Origin of the sequence: Pandoraea horticolens, from assembly GCF_902459555.1 — a bacterium.
Lineage (GTDB): Bacteria > Pseudomonadota > Gammaproteobacteria > Burkholderiales > Burkholderiaceae > Pandoraea > Pandoraea horticolens.
The window spans coordinates 128,319-146,988 of record NZ_CABPSM010000014.1 but is presented as its reverse complement, the minus strand read 5'-3'; the positions used below and the strand labels follow the sequence as shown (position 1 = coordinate 146,988).

Sequence of the window (18,670 nt, the reverse complement as noted above, 5' to 3'; positions counted from 1 at the left end):
GGTTTGGGGGATTTACCGCGTCATCATCGACAGTGGGTTTCAGCCAGAACCATGCCTGAAACCACTGCCCAATCCCGAGCAAGGGCTCTAGCGAGCCACCAACGTTAAGTGAGGACTGCGATGCACGAGTGCCCAATCCCCGATTCCGTCATGCACGACGACGACGCTGTGGAGATGCTGCGCGTCTGGACCGCAGATCAGACGATGTACTGCTCAATGAAGATCGGAATGTATCGGGAAACGAAGAAGGTGCCGGAAGAGGCCATCTGGGGCGTGATTCTCGCCGACGTCGCCCGTCAGGTATCGACCACGCTGCAACAAAGCTACCCACGCATGAATACCGACTCCCTGGCGCTCGTTCGGGAGCACTTCCTCAAGGAACTCGGCGCCCCCACCGCCGTGTCCAGCGACGGTACGTCACGGCAACATCACTAAGCCCGCACACCACCAGCACTATCGCAAGGCGGCGCCACGGCAGCCTCGCGTGCCATCCTCACACGCGACACTGCCGAGCGCCTCCTCTCGGGTCTCTCGCCCCACCAACCACTCACCTCAGCGTGCCCCCAGCCGCACTCGCGCGATCAGCAGTGTCGTCAGACTGATCACCGCTCCCACCATCAGATACAACCCCGGCGCCAGCTTGTTGCCCGACGCCGCGATCAGCCAGGCCACCGCCAGCGGAGTAAAGCCGCCGAAGATCGTCGTGCCGAGGTTGTAGCCGACCGCCATGCCCGTTGCGCGCGTGCGCGTCGGGAACAGCGACGACATCAGTGCGGGGATCGGCGCAAAGTACACCGCCTTCAACATACCGATCCAGAGCATCACGACCATCATCGTCGCCAGCGACGCATGCGCGTTCATGAACGCAAACGCCGGATACACCGTGCACAGGAACAACACCCCCGCTACCAGCATGATGCGGATACGCCCGACCTTGTCCGACCAATGACCGACGAACGGCGTCAGCGTCATGATGACGAAGCCCGTCACCAGCGTCGCAATGAAGCCTTGTGACGGCGGCAAGCCAAGCTGCTTCGTCGCATACGTGGGCATGTACAAGATCATGTAGTTCGCCGTCGTCGTCAGCACCAGCGCACCGATGGACACCAGCAAACGCGCCTTCTGCGTCGCCAACACTTCCCATACCGGCGATTTGCCCGCGTCACCGTCAGCCGTGCGCGCGGCGTTCTTACGCGCGACGTCGCGCTCGAACGCAGGCGTCTCGTCCATGTACTTCCGGATGTAAAGCCCGATAGGCCCCACCAGCATCCCGAACAGGAACGGAATACGCCATCCCCATGACTCGAGTTGCGGCTGCGTCAGCGCACCCGTGAGTACCGCCCCGAACGCCGACGCCAGCAACGTGCTCGCCCCCTGACTCGCGAACTGCCAGCTCGACATGAAGCCCGGCCGGTTCGGCACGTGCTCGACAAGGAACGCCGTCGAACTACCGAACTCTCCGCCCGCCGAGAACCCCTGCATCAGCCGCGACAGGAAAATGCCAATCGGCGCCCACACGCCGATCACTGCATACGTCGGCATGAACGCAATCAGCCCGGTGCCCACCGTCATCATCGCGATCGACAACATCAGCGAGGCGCGACGCCCACGACGATCTGCATACGCCCCCAGCACGAAGGCCCCCAGAGGACGCGCAAGATACGACAGCGCAAAGGTGCCCAGCGCCATCAGCAGCGACACGGTCTCGTCGTGCGCGGGGAAGAACAGCTTCGAAATCGTCACGGCAAAATAGCCGTAGACGATCAGGTCGTACCATTCGAGCGCGTTACCGATGGACGTCGCGACTATCAGTTTGTAGACGGGCACGTCCGTACGTGCGCCCTCCATACCGGCGCTGGACGCGCCGTTCGCATGATCCGCCCCGGCGGCGGCAACGGTGCTGTTCATCGCGGCTTCCCCTCTTTCAGGTCCACATTCCCCAAATCCCAGAACAGACCCGCCATGATCTGCAACGCTTCGCGCGCGACCGATCCAAGCAGATGCTCGTCCGGCGCGTGCTGCGAACACGCCGGGTACGAATGCGGCACCCACAGCGTTGGCAGGCCGAGCACATCGGCGAACACATCGTTCGGGAGTGTGCCGCCGAGATTCGGCAGCAGCACCGGCGCCTTGCCGGTCGTCTCACGCATCGATGCCAGCGCCCACAGCACCCACGGGTCATCCGGGTCGAGACGCGTCGCCATCACACCGCGCTCCACCTCGACCTCGACCATCGGGAAACCGTGTGCGTCCAGATGCGCGCGCAAAATCTCTCCCAGCCGCTCCCAGTCGGTGCCCACAACAAAGCGGATCTGCATGTGCGCATAGGCATATGGGGGGATCGCGTTGACGGGCTTCTCGGGATTGCCCGTCTTGAACGCCAATACCTCAATGTTGTTCCAGCCAATCACGCGCTCAGTGGGCGTCAGCCCGGGCTCACCATAGTCAACGTCGACCTCGGGATCGTTCGGCCCTCCGCCAACCTCCAGCCCAGCGAGCGCACGTCGCACCGACGCCGGCAACTCGGGCGGACGCAGCCCCTCCACGAGAATCTTCCCGTTGCCGTCGACGATCGACGCAATCGCGTTCGCCAGCACCACCCCCGGATTGCGCAACAGCCCGCCCCAGTTGCCCGAGTGATGACCGCCGTCGCGCAAATTCAGGCTGAGTTTGAAATTGACCAGACCGCGCGAACCGAGGAATACCGTGGGACGCTCCGCCGTCAATCGCGGCCCGTCGGAGGCAATCAGCACGTCGGCTCGCAACTCGTCGCGCAATTGCTCGCAGATCGCGTGCAGCCCAGGCGAGCCCATCTCTTCGCCCATCTCCACGATCATCTTCACGTTGTATCCGAGCTTGCCGCCGCGCGAAGCCAATACCTCCGCCAGCGCCGCCAGATTGATCGTGTGCTGACCCTTGTTGTCGGCAGTGCCGCGTCCGTACCAGCGGTCGCCCTCCACCACGATCTCCCACGGCTTCAGCCCGTCGCGCCATTGCGCGTCATAGCCTCGCACCACGTCGCCGTGTCCGTAGGTGAGCACCGTGGGCGCGTCGTCGCTTTCGTGACGCTGCGCAATCAGGAATGGCCCGCCGCCCGGCACCGGATTGGGCACGATGCGCGACGTGAAACCAAGCGCCGCGAGCGCGGGTGTCATTTCATCGGAGAGATAAGCGCGCAGAGCGTCGCCGCTATCCGCCTCCTGACTCTCGGTCTTGTAGGCGACGCGACGGTTAAGAACATCGAGAAACGCGCCCGAGTCGTATTGGGCGGTGGCTTGGGAAATCGCTGCGCTACGTGTCACTGCTTGTCTCCAGATGGCTTGTGAGGGCACGGCCGCCTGTTTCGCACATCACTGCGACGCGTGTCGGTAGCACGCTGCGGCACAACCGTTCAGGCCATTCTAGGAGCGGGTATTTTTGACAACAATGATAATATTTCGAAGGTTTCTTTGCCGTTTCGGCAAAGCAGAAACCGCGGTTACGCTCACGATCGATCGCCCCGTCACGCGTTCGTCATTCGGTCTCTCGCCCATGCAAACTCACGCGCTGCGTTACTTTCTCGAAGTCGCCCGTACGGGCTCGCTCAGTCGCGCCTCGGAACGCCTGCACGTGGCCGTCTCGGCCCTGAGCCGTCAGATCGCAAAGCTCGAGGAGGATTTGGGCACACCGCTGTTCGAACGCCGGCCGCGCGGCATGGTGTTAAGCGAAGCCGGTGAGTTGCTCGCCGATCATGCGCGTCGCGTGTTGCTCGATGCCGAGCGTGTCACATCGGAAATCCGGGGACTCGCGGAAGTGGGACGCGCGACGATTCGCGTCGCCAGCGCCGAAGGGGTTGCGCGGGATTTCCTGCCACAAGTCTTTGCGCGCTTTCGCGAAACGTATCCCGGCGCACACTTCCTGCTCGACGTCGTCTCGCCGTTCGAAGCCACCGTGCGGGTGCGAGATGGCGAGGCCGATATCGCCGTATGTTTCAGCGTCGCACCGGAAAAAGGGGTGCAGGTCGTGCACACGCAACCAGCGCCGATCTATGCCTTGATGGCCAAGCGCCATCCACTCGCCAAACAGCACGACGTCGCGCTGGCCGACCTGCTGCCGTATCCGCTGGCACTGTCGAACGCCGGCGTGACCATCCGGCAGATGTTCGACCTTTGCTGCACGCTCGAAGGCCTATTGTTCGAACCGGTGTTCGTGAGCAACTACCACGCCGCGTTGCACAGCTTCGTGCGCTCAGGCAATGCGGTGACGCTCACAGGTCTGCTCACGGTGCGCAGTCGTCTCGCGCCCGAAGGGCTCGTCGCTATTCCCATTCGGAATCCGGCGCTGCATCAGCGCTCACTGCAAGTGCAAACGATGGCCGGTCGCACCCTGCCCGCCCCCGTCGAAGCCTTCCTCGGTCTGCTGATCGACGCCATTCGCGCACCCGAGATTCTCGACAAACCCTTTACCTCAAGGGGCTGAAGTGCCTAAGCATCCCCACCGCGCACCTCAATTCGTCGCGGCTAATTTGTCGGCGGTGCAGGCGTAGCCGTCACGGCCTGTGCCTGCGCGTCGCCATCGCTGGCGGCCATCTGCTCACGATCGGTCAACTGCGCGAAGATCCACGCGGAACAACAGGTGATCACGCCGACGCACGCGAACGTCGACCGGAATGCGGGCAGTGCCCCAACGCCCTCACTCGCGCCGAACGCGCCGGTAAACGTCACCAGAAGCGCACCACCCACGGTCAGACCGAAGCTCATTGCCAACATCTGCACGAGCGAGAACAGGCTGTTGCCACCGCTGGCATCGTCCGGGTTCAGGTCCTTGAGCGTCAGCGCATTCATGGCCGTGAACTGTATCGAATTGATGCCGCCGAGAATCCCCAACTGGATGATCAACAATGGCACCGGATAGTTCGGGGTGACGACAGCAAAGCTCGCCATCACGCACCCGGCAAGGATCGTGTTCCACACCAGCACCGGACGATAGCCGTAACGCATGACCAGATGTGTCGCGAGACTCTTGGCAAAAATACCCGTGATCGTGATCGGCAGCATCAGCAGCCCCGCTTCGAAGGCCGTGTAGCCAAGGCTCACTTGCAACAACAGAGGCACGAGATAGGGCACCGCCGCGATGCCGATTCGCGCAAAGAGGTTGCCCAGCAACCCAACGCTGAACGTGTGCACACGAAACATCGTCAGCGAAAACAACGGCTGCGGCGCTCGGTTCGCGTATAGCCCATAGGCGACAAAGCCGGCAAACCCCACCACCAGCAACACCAGCATGAGGGCATGCGCGCCCGCCATGTCGGCACGCCGGTCGAGCGCCAGCGAGGTCGCCACCATACCGACGCAGAGCAACAGATAGCCCTTGATGTCGAACGGCGTCTGGTGCGGCGCGCGCGCGTTAATCAGGAAGAAGTGCGCCGCCACGCACCCCGCCACCCCTACCGGCACGTTGATCAGGAACACCCAATGCCACGACGCCACCTTGACGAGCCACCCGCCCAGCGTCGGCCCGATCAAGGGGCCGATCATCCCCGGCACCGCAACGAACGCGAGCGCCTGCAAGAATTGCTCGCGCGGGAAGGTGCGCAACACCGCCAGCCGTCCCACCGGCAGCAGCATCGCCCCGCCAACCCCCTGCACCACGCGCCACCAGACCAGTGCCTCGAGCGTGCCGGAATAGGCGCACATCGCAGAGCCGATGGAGAAGATCGTCAATGCGCTGGAGAAAACCACACGCGTGCCCAGGCGGTCCGCCAACCATCCCGATAACGGAATCGTCACGGCCATGGTCAGCGCATAGGCGATGACCACCGCCTGCATGTGCAACGGCGATTGGCCGAGATCGCGCGCCATGGCAGGTAGCGCCGTATTGACGATCGTCGAGTCCAGCGTCTGCATGAAGAAGCCGACGGACACCACAAGGAGCATCGCTTTCTGCCGCCACGCGGCCGGGTTGGGTGAAGTCATGTCGATGAGTAATGAGCGGTCATGGGCACGCGTGCCAGCCGTGGATAAAACAGTCGCCTGTCCCGCAGACGTCTCGCGAAATCATACCGGCGATGGTCGGCCGTATGTCGTAATGCGACGTCGATTACCGATATCGAACCATATCCACCGTCTAAATGCACTGCGGCGCAGTCCGAAAAATCGGATGCGCCGCAGTCTTGCTTTCTCTCATCGTCACCGAAGGTTTCGCTCCCGAAGCCCCCCAGCCGGCTACACGCCCTTCACGGCATCGCGCACCTGTTCCAGCGCCACCGGGTCCTCCAGCGTGATCAGATCGCCCGTTTCGCGGCCCTCGCAGATCGCCTGAATCGCACGGCGCAGCAGCTTGCCAGAGCGCGTCTTGGGCAGCGTGGTGACGAAGAATACTCGCGCCGGACGCGCTACCGCGCCCAATTGCTTGTCGACCGTCTTCATGACATCGCCTTCCAGCGCCAGACGCGCCTCGGGCGTCGCCGCCAATTCCGGCTGACGCAGCACCGCGAACGCCATCGCCACCTGCCCCTTGAGCGCATCCTGCGCACCGATGACCGCCACCTCCGCCACCGCCGGATGACTCGCAATGCTCTCCTCGATCTCACGCGAACCCAGCCGGTGGCCCGCGACGTTGATGACGTCGTCGGTGCGGCCAAGAATAAAGTAATACCCGTCCTCGTCGCGCAGCCCCCAGTCGAAGCTCGAGTACAGCATGCGGCCCGGCACCGTCTGCCAATAGGTCTTGACGAAGCGAGCGTCGTCGCCCCACACCGTGCTCATGCACCCGGGTGGCAGCGGCCCTTCGATGGCCAGCACGCCCTTCTGGTTCGGGCCGCAGTCCTCTCCCGTCACCTCGTCAACAAGCTTCACGTCGTAGCCGTACACCGGCTTGCCCGGTGATCCGAGCTTGCCCGGCAAGACTTCGACCCCACGCGCCATGCCGAGGATCGGCCAACCGGTCTCCGTCTGCCAGTAGTTGTCGACCACCGGCTTGCCTACGCCCTCGGTAAGCCAGCGCGCCGTCGGTTCGTCGAGCGGCTCGCCTGCGAGGAAGATCAGCCGCAGCGACGACAGGTCGTATTGCGTCAGATACGCCGGGTCCTGCTTCTTGAGCACACGAATCGCCGTCGGCGCGGTGAAAAGCTCCGTTACCTTGTACTTTTCGACAATCCGCCACCAGATTCCGCCGTCGGGACGAATCGGCGTGCCCTCATACATCACCGTGGCAATGCCCGCGAGCAACGGTGCATACACGATGTAGCTGTGCCCGACCACCCAACCGATGTCCGACGCGCAGAACATCGTGTCGCCCGGTTTCACACAGAAAATATGCTGCATCGACGCCGCCAGCGCCACCGCATATCCGCCGGTATCGCGCTGCACCCCTTTCGGTTTGCCCGTCGTGCCAGACGTGTAGAGCACGTAGGACGGCTCACTCGACTCAAGCCATTCGCACGGAACAAAGGCATCGAGGTGTTGTTCGCGCAATGACGCATAGTCGACATCACGGCCTTCCACACGCGTCATCGGCGCCACCCCCCGGTCGACGAGCAACACGCTCGACGGCTTGTGCTGCGCGAGCGTGATGCCTTCGTCGAGCAACGGCTTGTACGGGACGACCTTGCCATTGCGCGAGCCGGCGTCGGCCGAGACGATGACTTTCGGTTGCGCGTCGTCGATGCGGGTTGCCAGATTCACGGACGCGAAGCCGCCAAACACCACCGAGTGGATCGCGCCCAGACGCGTACACGCGAGCATCGCGAACAACGCTTCGGGCACCATCGGCATGTAGATCAGCACCCGCTCGCCGCGCGCAACGCCCAGCGATTGCAACGACGCCGCCATGCGATTGACTTCCGCTGCCAGTTCGTCGTACGTGTAGACACGTTCCTGTTCGGTCTCCGTCGACACCCAGATCAGCGCGTTTTGCGTGCCGCGCGACGGAAGGTGACGGTCGACGGCGTTGTGGCACAGGTTCGTTCGACCGCCGACGAACCAGCGGGCAAACGGCGGATTGTCGTAGTCGAGCACCTGCGTAAAAGGCGTCTCCCAATCGATCAGCCGGGCCTGTTCCTCCCAGAAGGCCGCGCGCGAATCGGGGGTAATCGAGCGGGCGTGAAACGACGCATACGAAGTCATATTGTCTCCTTGCATATATGAATTGGCTCGCGCGCCCGTCATGCCATACCGGCGGTGCCGGAGCGAAACGGAACTGGCGCGGCGCCGGATCGGGCCGGCGGAGTCGGTCGCGCATCGCCATCGACCGGCGATGCGTTTCAGTGCAATGAAATCGTCAGGCACGGGTGACGTGCCTCGCGTTCAGTGTGCGCGTTGACGCTTACGGAAGGCTTACCGGGCAACCTCGCCCTGCCCGCGAAATCCTAGGGGATTACACGGACACGGCGTCAGGCCGGGGCGGCGACGTTGCCGCGTTGTTGTGTTGTCGGCCTACCGGCCTGGCACATCATGCCGGTGCCGCCCGATGCTGGCCTGCATCCTGGCGCCAGCCGCGCACGAACATCTCTACGGCATACAGGCGACGGATCGTTGCCATCGATTCGAGATGGTGATGCGCAATGCGGCCGATGGCCCGCCGGCATGCGTCGCGATCGATCCATCCCGATGCCGCACAGTAGCCCTCCAGACACACCTCTTCCACATGCGGGAGGTTGGCCGCCACGTCCGCCCCCACGATGCCCGTCATCATCCCCTTGTCGCGCTGCCAGAGATTCGGCAGGCCGCTCGCAAGATAGGCGGCGCGGCGCAACGGCAGCCGGTTGTATATCGCATTGAAAAGGCGGTACGTCGGCATGGCGAAACCGGCTTCGACGACCGGCTGCGTCAGGAACGGAAACACCGTGCCGCTCGCGGCCAACGACGGATACACCTCGATGTCGCGAAGGTTGCCGAGCGTGCGCAGAATCTGCGCGCGCTTGCCCGGGCGTATACGAAGCGACCATTGCGCGAGCCACGCCTGGGCGAGCGGCTCGATGCCCTCGGCCAGACCGTCGCAGGCCGCGGCCGTAAGCAGATCGCTCGCCTGTGCCGCCAGGGGATCGGCGTGACGCTGCCGCAACTGTACGAAGGCGCGCTGCAACACCCACCATAGCGGCAAGCGCTGCATCACCGCCAGATCACGCCACGCGCCGAATCCTCGCCGCCACTGGCCGTCGGCGAAAGCATCGAGAAGCGCGCCATCGGGCGGCGAGGCAAGGAAGATTGCGTTGCCGCCATGCCCGTTGACGAGCCGGTGATCGCGGTACGACGTCAGCCGTTCGCGCAAGGCGTCGAGCTGCGCGAGCATGCACACATGCAGCGCGGGACGCGCCAGACGCGGGATCGTCGCAGGCGGCGAAAACGCGCCATGTTCGATATCGAAACGCTCGAACGCCATGCGCACGTGCCGCGCGACGCTGTCCGCATGATGCGACTTGTCACTCGATGGCGATGCCGGATCGCAATGATTCACCGCAGTGCAGTTGCCGGCACGCCCCGACTCGGCAAGCGCCAACGCGAGCGATGTCGACTCGACGCCGCCCGACAACTCGAGCACCGCAGGCTTGTCTCCGAGGCAACGCTCTGCCGATCGGCGCAGTAGTCCCAGCAGCCCCTTGCCAGACGCCGCTTCGCCTGCCCCATTCGCGTCGCCGCGCTGTCGCCACGACGGCCACCACACGACATGGGTCTTCGGCGCACCGCGCTCGGGAATCCACAGCGCATGTCCCAGCGGCAGACGTTCCACGTCGTGCAGCGCACACTGCACGCGGCCAACGTCGCCATGAACGAGAAAGGACTTGAGTGCGTCGCTATTGAACGCCGGGCGAGCGTCGGCAATCGAGGCCGGGTTCGCGGCGACATGCACCGCCCCGTCGCGGCAAAAGCGGTAGTACGTCGGACAGTGGCCACATGGGTCGCACAGAACGAGTGTCGTCGCGCACCAGCGGTCGTGCACGATGACCCGGTAATGCCCCCAGAACTGCTCGACGAATCGCTCCGGCGATTCGATCGCCGTGCGGGCTAGTTCGAGCCCCGGCGTCACTTCCTGACCATCCTCCTTGCGGAACACGCGGCCGCTCACATACCAGGCGAGTAACTCGCTCTGACCACTCGTGTACCGGCGCTCGCTGCTCGCTTCGGGGCAAATGCGGGCTGCGGGCTGGCCATCCAAGGCACGCAGTACGACGGCTCCGGGCAACGGCACGTGCCGCTCGGCCGGCCCAGGTCTCAGGCGGGCAATTCTCATTGCGGGCTCCGTTTTAATTGAGTCGTAACGCCAACTTGCCGCGTCTCACCTCGGCTCAGGCGGATGTCTCGAAGATCACGGCGAGTTGCTCTCGGCGCCGCGGATCGTCACCGACGACGTGTCCCTGCGCTTCAGCCCACGCGCGGGCGTAAAACGGCTGGCGCTGAACGCCGATCACGAGTTGAAGCCGCCAGCCGTCATAGGCGCACCACATGGCGAGCGCGGCATACCACGGCAGGCACCCGGTCGATCACCCCGGCAATGCGAGCCCGTCGCGTGGCGCGCTGTGCTTGCCATAGCCAGTAGCACGCACGCAGCACGTCGCGCTTGCGGGGTGCTACGCCGATGTCACCGGGCATCGCCAGCCAGGCGTGGAATCCGGGCTGCGCAGGCATGTCGCGTATTGCAGTGCACGAGTCGGGGGCGTTGCGCTCACCCGGCGCGAGAATGCCGTCCGCGTCGAACATGCTCTGCATCGCCTGTGCGGTGTCGACTGACATTGCAGGGTCATGCGACCAGCCGATCAAACGGCGTAACGCTTGTGAATGGTTGTAGGAGAGATTGAAGTAGCGATCGCGGGAGAGCCTGAGCACCACCATATGCCGGTCGATACCCGCAACGTGCACGTTGGGCGCCAGATGACGGAAAACCGGTGCGTTCGCACACGCGTTGGCTCCGATTCGCATCGAATCCGTCACCTCAGACGTTACCCCCGGTGGCCACCGGCAACGGCGGAATGCAAATCGGCGAGAAACTATGCGGCAGCACCGTGAAGCCGTCAGCGCTATTGCCAAGAACGCCGCGCATGGCACGGGTAGCGTCCACCGAGGAGAGCACATCAAGTTCTGTCACTACGTTCGTGGTTCCCACTTGATCCTTCATTTAGGACTCCTTTTTGAGTGAGTACGAACGGATCCATCCGCGTCTTCATCATAGGAAACGAGAGCCAGTCTATTTATAGGAATTTTCCGAAGCAGGTGTGAAGCGGGTCCAGAGACGCGGCAGACATTCCCCGCCCGCAAAAACAAAACGCCCGTGAGGGAGATCCTCACGGGCGTTTTGTTTGACGCCGGCGATACGGTAATCGCCGGGCGAAACGGAGGGCTGGCGCTTAGCGCTGCGCCGTCTTGGTGACCTTCGCAGGTGCCTTGGCGGCAGTCTTTGCCGGGGCCTTCGCGGGCGCCTTCGACGCGACCTTGGCCGGGGCGGTCTTGCTGCTGGCGACAGCGGCCTTGGCCGGGCTGGCGGCCGGACGGCGGTCGACCACGCGGATCATCTTGCCGTTCTTGCCACGCACCATGCGCGTACGTGGTGCGTCGTCTTCCTTGGCTGCCGGTGCCGCCGGTGCGGCGGAAGCGGCCATCACGCGCGAGGCATCCTTGACCGGCACATGCAGCACCAGCAGTTGGCCCGACGTGAGCGTATCGCGACGCAGACGGTTCCAGCTCTTGATCTGCGCCACGCTCACACCGCTGCGCGAGGCAACGCTGGCGAGCGTGTCGTGCTTGCGCGCACGCACCATGACCTTGCGGGTGTCGGGAAGGTCCGGCTCCAGCGCCAGCACCGCGTTGCTGGCCACCGACGCGCTGATGTCCTGATCGATGTCGTTCGAACGCGGCACCAGCAGCGTCGAGCCGGCCTTCAGACGCATACGCGGTGCAATGTTGTTGACCGAGCGAATGATGGCAGCGTCGACGCCCAGCTTGAGCGCCACATCTTCCGGACGCTCACGCGAGGCCGACGTGTAAGTCGTCCAGCTCGATAGCGGTTTGTCGTAGCCCCTCAACCGGCGCTGAAACACTTCGGCGCTGTCGAACGGCAGCAGAATTTGCGGCTGCGCAGCGCCGAGAATCACGGGCTTGCGGAACGACGGGTTAAGTGCATGGAATTCGTCGAGCGGCAGATCGGCCAGCTTCGCGGCGAGCGCCACGTCGATGTCGCGCTTGGTGGTCACGCTGACGAAATACGGGTGATTCGGAATCTCGGGCAGCTTCACGCTGTAGAGGTCCGGGTGCGCAATGATGTTCTTGATCGCCTGCAGCTTCGGCACGTAATAACGTGTCTCGGTCGGCATACGCAGGCTCAGATAATCGGTGGGCAGACCTTGCGCCTGATTGCGGTCGATCGCGCGCTGCACGTTGCCCTCGCCCCAGTTATAGGCAGCGAGCGCCAGGTGCCAGTCGCCGAACATCGCATAGAGCTTCGAGAGGTAATCGAGCGCGGCGGTCGTCGAGGCGAGCACGTCGCGGCGCTCGTCCTGGAACATGTTCTGCTTGAGGTTGTACGTCTTGCCCGTGCTCGGGATGAACTGCCACATACCGGCGGCCTTGGCCGTCGAGAGCGCCTGCGGATTGTATGCACTTTCCACGAACGGCAGCAACGCCAGCTCCGTCGGCATGTGACGGCGCTCAAGTTCCTCAACGATGTGGAACAGATATTTGTTCGACCGCTGGATCATGCGCTCGACGTATTCAGGACGCTGTGCGTACCACTGCGTGCGGTCCTGCGCGAGGTCGGTATCCAGATCGGGGATAGCGAAACCATGACGAATGCGTGACCAGAGATCGGCGTCGGTGCCGTAGGCCAGATCGTTCAAGGAGTCGTTATCGAGATCGATGGTCTGATCGCTGGAGACTCGCTGCTTGCCTTTGGCGGTCGACGCGAGAGGCGACTTGCTCTGCGCTTCGGGGGTGGAATTCGATGCACCTGTGGTCGGCGCTGTGCTGGCGCAAGCCGCAAGAAGCAGCGTCAGTAGCAAGCTAACGAGAAGTCGCATTGATCGGGCTCAAATAGGGTGACATCTTCATGAAATTGGCATGGATGGTAAGGAAACCCTTCGGATGCGTCAACCTTTCTGCCTATTTTTTTTGCAAAATTTATGCCCAAATGCCCTAAAAATGGGGGTTATCCCTTAGTTTGATTTTCGACAATGTCGTCGAAGAGATACACCAAAGTTGCGTATTCGATGCCATCGAAACAGCGCCAAAACTTCATATCCGAGGCGATCCGGCAGGGTTGAGCAGGCGTGTATGAATATGTCAATGTCCGTCTTATGGCAGAAGTCATGATGCGTAATGCTATTGACAGCATGACGCGCTCACGTCATGAAGCACGCCGATTAGCGGAAGGTATCTTTCCAGCGGCGTACGGTAGCGAACACCGCCTCACGGGAAGGCGTTGCGTGGCCGGCGTGCGCTTGGGCGGCGGCGATGACTGCCGGCGCATCGCTGCGCAGGAAAGGGTTCGTCTCCCGCTCCTGAGCGAGCGTGGTGGGCAGCGTCGGACGCCCGGCAGCGCGAAGCGCCGTTGCCTGCCGATGCCATGCGGCGAGTGCCGCGTTGTCTGGATCGACTGCCAAGGCGAAGCGAATGTTCGACAGGGTGTATTCGTGCGCACAGTGCACGAGCGTGGCGGGCGGGAGTGCCGCGAGCGCATCGAGCGACGCGAGCATCTGCGCGGGCGTGCCCTCGAACAGGCGGCCACAACCGCACGAGAACAGCGTGTCGCCGCAGAACAGACGCGGCGCGCCTGCACCGGTGCCGAGGAAGTATGCGATATGGCCCGATGTATGGCCGGGCACGTCGATCACTTCCAGCGTCATGGCCGGGAATGCAATGTGAACCGTCTCGCCACCGTCATGCGGATGATCGACACATGCGATGGCTTCGTGGGCCGGGCCGTGCACGGGAACGTCGAAATGCTCGAGCAGCGTGCCGACGCCGCCAATGTGGTCGGCATGCTTGTGCGTGACGAGGATAGCGCGCAGCGTGAGGCCGCGCGATTCGAGATAGGCGAGCACCGGGGCGGCGTCGCCCGGGTCGACGGCTACGGCATCTTTGCCGTTATCGATGACCCAGAGATAATTGTCCTGGAACGCGGGGACGGGAAAAACTGTCAGTGTACCGGCCGACTGCTTACTCGCCGCATCTGCGTGCGCATCCATATATACTCGCCACCATGTCAGAACGTCCGATTATAGACTGGCCCGTCTGGCTCGTCTCACCGCCAGGCCGCTACGCGCTTGCATGGGAACAAACCCTCTTCGACCAATGGGTCGGGGATCTGTTCGGCTATCACGCACTGCAACTCGGCCGCCCCGAGCTGGATACGCTGCGCGAAAACCGCATGCCTTACCGGGGCCTCATTCTTCCTGCCGCACGGGGCGTCGAAGCACCGCCGCTCATGACCAAGGCCGCCAGCGATACGACCGGCAGCACACCGTCGTGCGATGCGAGTTCGGCGGCCATGGTCGCCCGCGACATCCTCGTGAGCCGGTTCGACGAGTTGCCCATCGCCACGGCAAGCACCGATCTTGTCGTACTGCCGCACGTGCTCGAATTTGCCGAGAATCCGCACGACATCCTGCGCGAGGTCGAGCGCATTCTCGTGCCCGAGGGACAGGTCATCATCACCGGCTTCAACAATCTGAGCCTGTGGGGCGCACGCGAGGAACTGGGCAGGCTCGCCGGTGCGCCATTTCTGCCGCCGGGTGCCGATCTCATTGCGTTCACGCGTCTGAAAGACTGGCTCAAGCTGCTGTCCTTCGACATCGATCGCGGACGCTTCGGTTGCTATCGCCCGCCCCTGCGCGGCGACCACTGGCTGCAACGCTTCGAGTTCATGGAACCGGCGGGCGACCGTTGGTGGCCGATCTTCGGTGCGCTCTATGCAGTGCGGGCGGTCAAGCGGGTGCGGGGCATGCGCTTGGTCGGAAAAGTGCGCAAGCGTATACTCGGCCTCCAGCCAGCGGCGGCACCGGTCGCTACGCCCAATACCACGCATCGCCAGATGGCCGAAGCGACCGATGCGCCCGATTGATTGTTTGAGAGATGACCTTGCCGCAAGTTGAGATTTATACCGACGGTGCCTGCAAAGGCAACCCCGGCCCCGGCGGTTGGGGCGCCCTGCTCGTCGCGGGCAAACACCGCAAGGAATTGTTTGGCGGCGAAGCCAACACCACCAACAACCGCATGGAGCTGCTTGCCGTCATTCGCGCGCTCGAAGCGCTGAACAAGCCCTGCCACGTTGTGCTCCACACCGACTCGCAGTACGTGCAGAAAGGCATCAGCGAGTGGATTCACGGCTGGAAGACGCGCGGCTGGAAGACGGCAGCCAAAGCGCCGGTGAAGAACGCCGATCTTTGGCAGACGCTCGATGTCGTTTCGCAGAAACACGAGATCGACTGGCGCTGGGTGAAAGGCCACGCCGGGCATGAAGGCAACGAAGCTGCCGACCAATTGGCCAATCGCGGCGTGGAGAGTCTGCGTCGCGGTTAGCGCGACGGCGGCGATCCGACGAGCACCATCCGCGCGCTGCGTGAGGCGTCATGACCCGCAGCGCGCCAATTCCGAAAGCACACGAGACTCACCGAACATCATGCGACAACTGATCCTCGATACCGAAACCACTGGCCTGAATGCCAAGACGGGTGACCGTCTGCTGGAAATCGGTTGTGTCGAACTGGTCAATCGCCGCCTGACCGGCAACAACCTGCACTTCTACATCAACCCCGAGCGCGACAGCGATCCGGGCGCACTGGCGGTGCACGGATTGACCACCGAATTCCTCTCCGACAAGCCAAAATTCGCCGAGATCGCTGAAGAGTTGCGCGAATATTGCCGCGACGCCGAGATCATCATCCACAACGCCGCGTTCGATTTGGGCTTCCTCGACATGGAGTTCGGCCGTCTCGGCTGGCCGCCATTCATGCAGCACTGTTCAAGCCTCATCGACACGCTGATGCGGGCCCGCGAGATGTTCCCAGGCCGACGCAATTCGCTGGATGCGCTTTGCGAGCGTCTCGGCGTGAACAATGCACACCGCACGTTGCACGGCGCATTGCTTGACGCGGAACTGCTTGCCGACGTCTACCTCGCCATGACGCGCGGTCAGGAAAGCCTCGTCATGGATACGAACGACGGCGACGACGGGGAAGCCAGCGCACATCGCGAGAAGATTTCGCTGCGTCAGTTCGACCTGCCGGTCATCGCGGCCGCGACCGAAGAGATTGCGCTGCACGATGACGTGCTGAACGGCATCGACAAGAGCATGAAGGGCATGTGCGTGTGGCGCAAAGAACCGGCACCGCCCGAAGGCGACGCACCGTCCGCCGCGTAAGTTCGCGCAGCACGATCCGGGACTTTGCGAGAATTTCGCATGCGGCTCTTCCCAAGCGAAGAAAACATCCTTATAATCGCTGTCTTTGCTGCTTGCGAGTCATCGCGAGAAACGGCGTGAAGTGATCGAGAGATATCGTCACGGCGGCAGCAAAAAAGAACGAAAGAAAGGTTGCAGGCTTCTGCGAAAACAGTTAAAGTTCTGCTCCTGATTGCGAAGCGGAAGCTTCAGCAATCAACACTAAGTCATTGATTTAGTTAATGATTTGGGTGGTTAGCTCAGCGGTAGAGCACTGCCTTCACACGGCAGGGGTCACAGGTTCAATCCCTGTACCACCCACCAAATTTGCGCGAACCGCGCGGAATAAGGCCCTCAGGCAATTGCCGAGGGCCTTTTTCTTTTGCCGTCGAACCTCTGTTTAAGAGCTTTTGGTGCAAAAGCGGTGCAGTCAGAAAATGCGTCCAGACCTCAACAAGAACTTGTCTGGAGCAGCACGTGGCATCGATCTCAAAACGCGGGAACTACTGGCGAGCGTTCGTCCGGAGAAAGGACTATCCGGCGCAAAGTCGGACGTTCGACACTAAGGCCGAAGCAGAAATGTGGGCTCGTCAGGTCGAAGCCGAAATTGACCGCGGGGGGGGCGTCGACAGATCGCAAGCAAGGCGGCATACGCTCAAGGATCTTTTCCAACGATATGCAAAAGAGGTGTCTCCTCAGAAGAAGGGAGGATCCTTGGAGATCTTGCGGCTTCGCAAGCTCAAAACCGACCCAATAGCCCAGGTCAAGATTGCAGACCTCGGCGGCCACAACATCGCTCGCTACCGGGATCGACGCCTAACCGGCACCGGGGATGCCAAGCCCGTGTCAGGATCGACGGTGAATCGAGAGTTGACGCTCATCGGTCACGTTCTGAGCGTGGCACAAAAGGAATGGGCGATTCCGATCGAAATCAACCCCGTATCGCAAATTCGACGCCCCAAGGAAAATCGGGCTCGCTCTAGGCGTTTGCGTCCTGGCGAGGAGGAACGCCTGTTGGCAGAGCTTTCGCTGGGCTCAAGGTCTGAGAACGGGACGTTTGAGGCAGGTGGAAGTAGAAACGAATTTCTGCGCCCTATCGTAATTTTGGCGATCGAAACGGCCATGCGTCGCAGCGAAATGCTGTCTTTGCGCTGGGGAGATGTTCACCTTCCCGAACGATACGCACGCCTCCACGATTCCAAAAATGGGGAAGCGCGTGACGTTCCATTAAGCACTCGGGCGATTCAAACGCTAGAGCTTCTCTCAGCGCATGGCGTAACACCAAACTCTCCGGTCTTCCCCATTTCCGTGGAATCCCTAAAAAAGGCATTTGTGCGCGCCTGCGAGCGAGCCCGCATCGAGGATCTTCACTTCCACACGACCTTCGCCACGAGGCAACGTCACGCCTCGCCGAGCGACTGGACAATGTACTTGAACTCTCTGCGGTTACTGGCCATAGGACGGTACAAATGCTGCGACGCTACTACCATCCTCGGGCCGCGGACCTAGCCTTGAAGCTGGGTTAAGAACACCATTCGATCCGGAGCGGTCGAGCCTGCTGCGCCAACAGCAGGCCCAACCTGACCACATTGACACCTACCGAAGAGGTGAAGCATGGCTAAATTCGATTTTACCGATGTCGCGATGATGCTGTGGGCAAACGTATATTGGGTCGTTCAGTCACAAGCCTCTGAGTCAGCGCAAGAAAAGGCGCTGACTTACGCTCGGCAACAACACTACCTTGAGTACCCTCAGTGCACCGCAGCGCCTCAATAGGCCCACAAATACCGTGCGACACGTTGAGATACAGCACGGCAACGTTGCGCAACGTGCAGCAAGTTTGGTCATGGACACCAATGCGCAATCGAAAGGAGTGAGCGAAGTGCAATCTTCGGATAGACCAACAACATCGCGAATCCTCGTCGTCGATCTTGAAGCAACCCGGCACCAGCCATCCAGATTGCAGCCCCCACTAAGAATGCCCGCCAATCTCCGAGGTCAGACCACGAGGAACTAGTGCGTTGTTCAAACAGGCGCGACTGCCCGTCAACCATCCGCATCGTGGTTGCCCGGAGCGTTGCCAAGTCGGCTCGAATGCTTGCGAGTCCGTCGTTACCCATGATCTTCTGCCTGCTTAGTCGAAGTGGGACGATTGTAGCCATACGTGCCGACGATCTCGTAGACTTGATTCGGGTCATACGGCACTTGCTTGACGCGATGATCCGTCACCAACGAATGCGGCAACTTTGCCGCGCGGGCTGGCACCGAGGCCAGCGACATGGATGCACCGGCGACAAGGGCCACAGCGAGAGAGATACCGGTGCCG

At 62.3% G+C, this 18,670-nt stretch carries 16 protein-coding genes and 1 tRNA gene; 7 read left to right on the top strand and 10 right to left on the bottom strand.

The window, feature by feature from the left end:
* Window positions 1-120 precede the first annotated feature (120 nt).
* Window positions 121-435 carry a DUF5076 domain-containing protein gene (locus tag PHO31112_RS20695; RefSeq protein WP_150622598.1) on the top strand — a complete coding sequence of 105 codons (315 nt, stop codon included), beginning with the start codon at window positions 121-123 and terminating at the stop codon, window positions 433-435.
* Between the two features lie 117 nt (window positions 436-552).
* Here PHO31112_RS20695 and PHO31112_RS20690 read toward each other — a convergent pair whose 3' ends face one another.
* Window positions 553-1,848 carry an MFS transporter gene (locus PHO31112_RS20690; protein WP_246178432.1) on the bottom strand — a complete coding sequence of 432 codons (1,296 nt, stop codon included), beginning with the start codon at window positions 1,846-1,848 and terminating at the stop codon, window positions 553-555.
* A 56-nt stretch (window positions 1,849-1,904) separates the two neighbouring features.
* The gene (locus PHO31112_RS20685; RefSeq protein WP_150622594.1) at window positions 1,905-3,302 is read right to left on the bottom strand and encodes a M20 family metallopeptidase; all 1,398 of its coding nucleotides are present in this window, start codon (window positions 3,300-3,302) and stop codon (window positions 1,905-1,907) included.
* 229 nt (window positions 3,303-3,531) lie between these two features.
* Here PHO31112_RS20685 and PHO31112_RS20680 point away from each other — a divergent pair, with 229 nt between their 5' ends.
* Window positions 3,532-4,458: a LysR family transcriptional regulator gene (locus tag PHO31112_RS20680; RefSeq protein WP_150622592.1), complete on the top strand. Its 927-nt coding sequence runs from the start codon at window positions 3,532-3,534 to the stop codon at window positions 4,456-4,458.
* Between the two features lie 41 nt (window positions 4,459-4,499).
* On the opposite strand, the gene mdtD is transcribed toward PHO31112_RS20680, so the two are convergent.
* The 8 genes from mdtD to gloB form a co-directional block, all read right to left on the bottom strand.
* A complete protein-coding gene (mdtD, locus tag PHO31112_RS20675; RefSeq protein WP_246178430.1) occupies window positions 4,500-5,954 on the bottom strand; it encodes a multidrug transporter subunit MdtD in 1,455 nt (484 codons plus the stop codon).
* Window positions 5,955-6,203: 249 nt separating this feature from the next.
* Window positions 6,204-8,105 carry a propionate--CoA ligase gene (locus tag PHO31112_RS20670; protein WP_150622590.1) on the bottom strand — a complete coding sequence of 634 codons (1,902 nt, stop codon included), beginning with the start codon at window positions 8,103-8,105 and terminating at the stop codon, window positions 6,204-6,206.
* A 325-nt stretch (window positions 8,106-8,430) separates the two neighbouring features.
* On the bottom strand, window positions 8,431-10,209 hold the full coding sequence (locus PHO31112_RS20665; RefSeq protein WP_150622588.1) for an asparagine synthase-related protein: 1,779 nt from the start codon (window positions 10,207-10,209) through the stop codon (window positions 8,431-8,433).
* A 55-nt stretch (window positions 10,210-10,264) separates the two neighbouring features.
* Window positions 10,265-10,423 (bottom strand): lasso peptide biosynthesis B2 protein, encoded by a 159-nt coding sequence (locus PHO31112_RS20660; RefSeq protein WP_150622586.1) that lies wholly within the window; start codon window positions 10,421-10,423, stop codon window positions 10,265-10,267.
* Window positions 10,407-10,895: a hypothetical protein gene (locus PHO31112_RS20655; protein ID WP_150622585.1), complete on the bottom strand. Its 489-nt coding sequence runs from the start codon at window positions 10,893-10,895 to the stop codon at window positions 10,407-10,409. The genes PHO31112_RS20660 and PHO31112_RS20655 overlap by 17 nt, the downstream gene beginning before the upstream one ends.
* Before the next feature lie 13 nt (window positions 10,896-10,908).
* The gene (locus PHO31112_RS20650) at window positions 10,909-11,091 is read right to left on the bottom strand and encodes a hypothetical protein (protein WP_150622583.1); all 183 of its coding nucleotides are present in this window, start codon (window positions 11,089-11,091) and stop codon (window positions 10,909-10,911) included.
* Between the two features lie 229 nt (window positions 11,092-11,320).
* Window positions 11,321-12,985 carry a transglycosylase SLT domain-containing protein gene (locus tag PHO31112_RS20645; protein WP_150622581.1) on the bottom strand — a complete coding sequence of 555 codons (1,665 nt, stop codon included), beginning with the start codon at window positions 12,983-12,985 and terminating at the stop codon, window positions 11,321-11,323.
* 342 nt (window positions 12,986-13,327) lie between these two features.
* Complete coding sequence (gene gloB, locus PHO31112_RS20640) at window positions 13,328-14,152, bottom strand: hydroxyacylglutathione hydrolase (protein WP_150622580.1); 825 nt, start codon at window positions 14,150-14,152, stop codon at window positions 13,328-13,330.
* A 14-nt stretch (window positions 14,153-14,166) separates the two neighbouring features.
* Here gloB and PHO31112_RS20635 point away from each other — a divergent pair, with 14 nt between their 5' ends.
* The 5 genes from PHO31112_RS20635 to PHO31112_RS20615 all read left to right on the top strand — a co-directional run bounded on the left by PHO31112_RS20635 (window position 14,167) and on the right by PHO31112_RS20615 (window position 17,853).
* Window positions 14,167-15,027, top strand: a complete 861-nt coding sequence (locus PHO31112_RS20635; protein WP_150622578.1) for a methyltransferase domain-containing protein — start codon at window positions 14,167-14,169, stop codon at window positions 15,025-15,027.
* Window positions 15,028-15,038: 11 nt separating this feature from the next.
* The gene (gene rnhA, locus PHO31112_RS20630) at window positions 15,039-15,485 is read left to right on the top strand and encodes a ribonuclease HI (protein WP_150622576.1); all 447 of its coding nucleotides are present in this window, start codon (window positions 15,039-15,041) and stop codon (window positions 15,483-15,485) included.
* Window positions 15,486-15,585: 100 nt separating this feature from the next.
* Window positions 15,586-16,326 carry a DNA polymerase III subunit epsilon gene (gene dnaQ / locus PHO31112_RS20625; protein WP_150622574.1) on the top strand — a complete coding sequence of 247 codons (741 nt, stop codon included), beginning with the start codon at window positions 15,586-15,588 and terminating at the stop codon, window positions 16,324-16,326.
* 267 nt (window positions 16,327-16,593) lie between these two features.
* A tRNA-Val gene (locus PHO31112_RS20620) sits at window positions 16,594-16,668 on the top strand.
* Window positions 16,669-16,821: 153 nt separating this feature from the next.
* The gene (locus PHO31112_RS20615; RefSeq protein WP_343042771.1) at window positions 16,822-17,853 is read left to right on the top strand and encodes a tyrosine-type recombinase/integrase; all 1,032 of its coding nucleotides are present in this window, start codon (window positions 16,822-16,824) and stop codon (window positions 17,851-17,853) included.
* Window positions 17,854-18,670: the final 817 nt, after the last annotated feature.

What these genes read in the sequence shown, in the direction of transcription:
- PHO31112_RS20690 (WP_246178432.1), bottom strand. Translation starts at nt 1,848, where the DNA reads ATGGAGGGCGCACGTACGGACGTGCCCGTCTACAAACTGATAGTCGCG.
- PHO31112_RS20665 (WP_150622588.1), bottom strand. Translation starts at nt 10,209, where the DNA reads ATGAGAATTGCCCGCCTGAGACCTGGGCCGGCCGAGCGGCACGTGCCG.
- PHO31112_RS20635 (WP_150622578.1), top strand. Translation starts at nt 14,167, where the DNA reads ATGTCAGAACGTCCGATTATAGACTGGCCCGTCTGGCTCGTCTCACCG.
- dnaQ (WP_150622574.1), top strand. Translation starts at nt 15,586, where the DNA reads ATGCGACAACTGATCCTCGATACCGAAACCACTGGCCTGAATGCCAAG.
- PHO31112_RS20660 (WP_150622586.1), bottom strand. Translation starts at nt 10,423, where the DNA reads ATGTGGTGCGCCTATGACGGCTGGCGGCTTCAACTCGTGATCGGCGTT.
- PHO31112_RS20680 (WP_150622592.1), top strand. Translation starts at nt 3,532, where the DNA reads ATGCAAACTCACGCGCTGCGTTACTTTCTCGAAGTCGCCCGTACGGGC.
- rnhA (WP_150622576.1), top strand. Translation starts at nt 15,039, where the DNA reads ATGACCTTGCCGCAAGTTGAGATTTATACCGACGGTGCCTGCAAAGGC.
- PHO31112_RS20655 (WP_150622585.1), bottom strand. Translation starts at nt 10,895, where the DNA reads ATGCGAATCGGAGCCAACGCGTGTGCGAACGCACCGGTTTTCCGTCAT.
- PHO31112_RS20650 (WP_150622583.1), bottom strand. Translation starts at nt 11,091, where the DNA reads ATGAAGGATCAAGTGGGAACCACGAACGTAGTGACAGAACTTGATGTG.
- PHO31112_RS20670 (WP_150622590.1), bottom strand. Translation starts at nt 8,105, where the DNA reads ATGACTTCGTATGCGTCGTTTCACGCCCGCTCGATTACCCCCGATTCG.
- PHO31112_RS20695 (WP_150622598.1), top strand. Translation starts at nt 121, where the DNA reads ATGCACGAGTGCCCAATCCCCGATTCCGTCATGCACGACGACGACGCT.
- mdtD (WP_246178430.1), bottom strand. Translation starts at nt 5,954, where the DNA reads ATGACTTCACCCAACCCGGCCGCGTGGCGGCAGAAAGCGATGCTCCTT.
- PHO31112_RS20645 (WP_150622581.1), bottom strand. Translation starts at nt 12,985, where the DNA reads ATGCGACTTCTCGTTAGCTTGCTACTGACGCTGCTTCTTGCGGCTTGC.
- gloB (WP_150622580.1), bottom strand. Translation starts at nt 14,152, where the DNA reads ATGGATGCGCACGCAGATGCGGCGAGTAAGCAGTCGGCCGGTACACTG.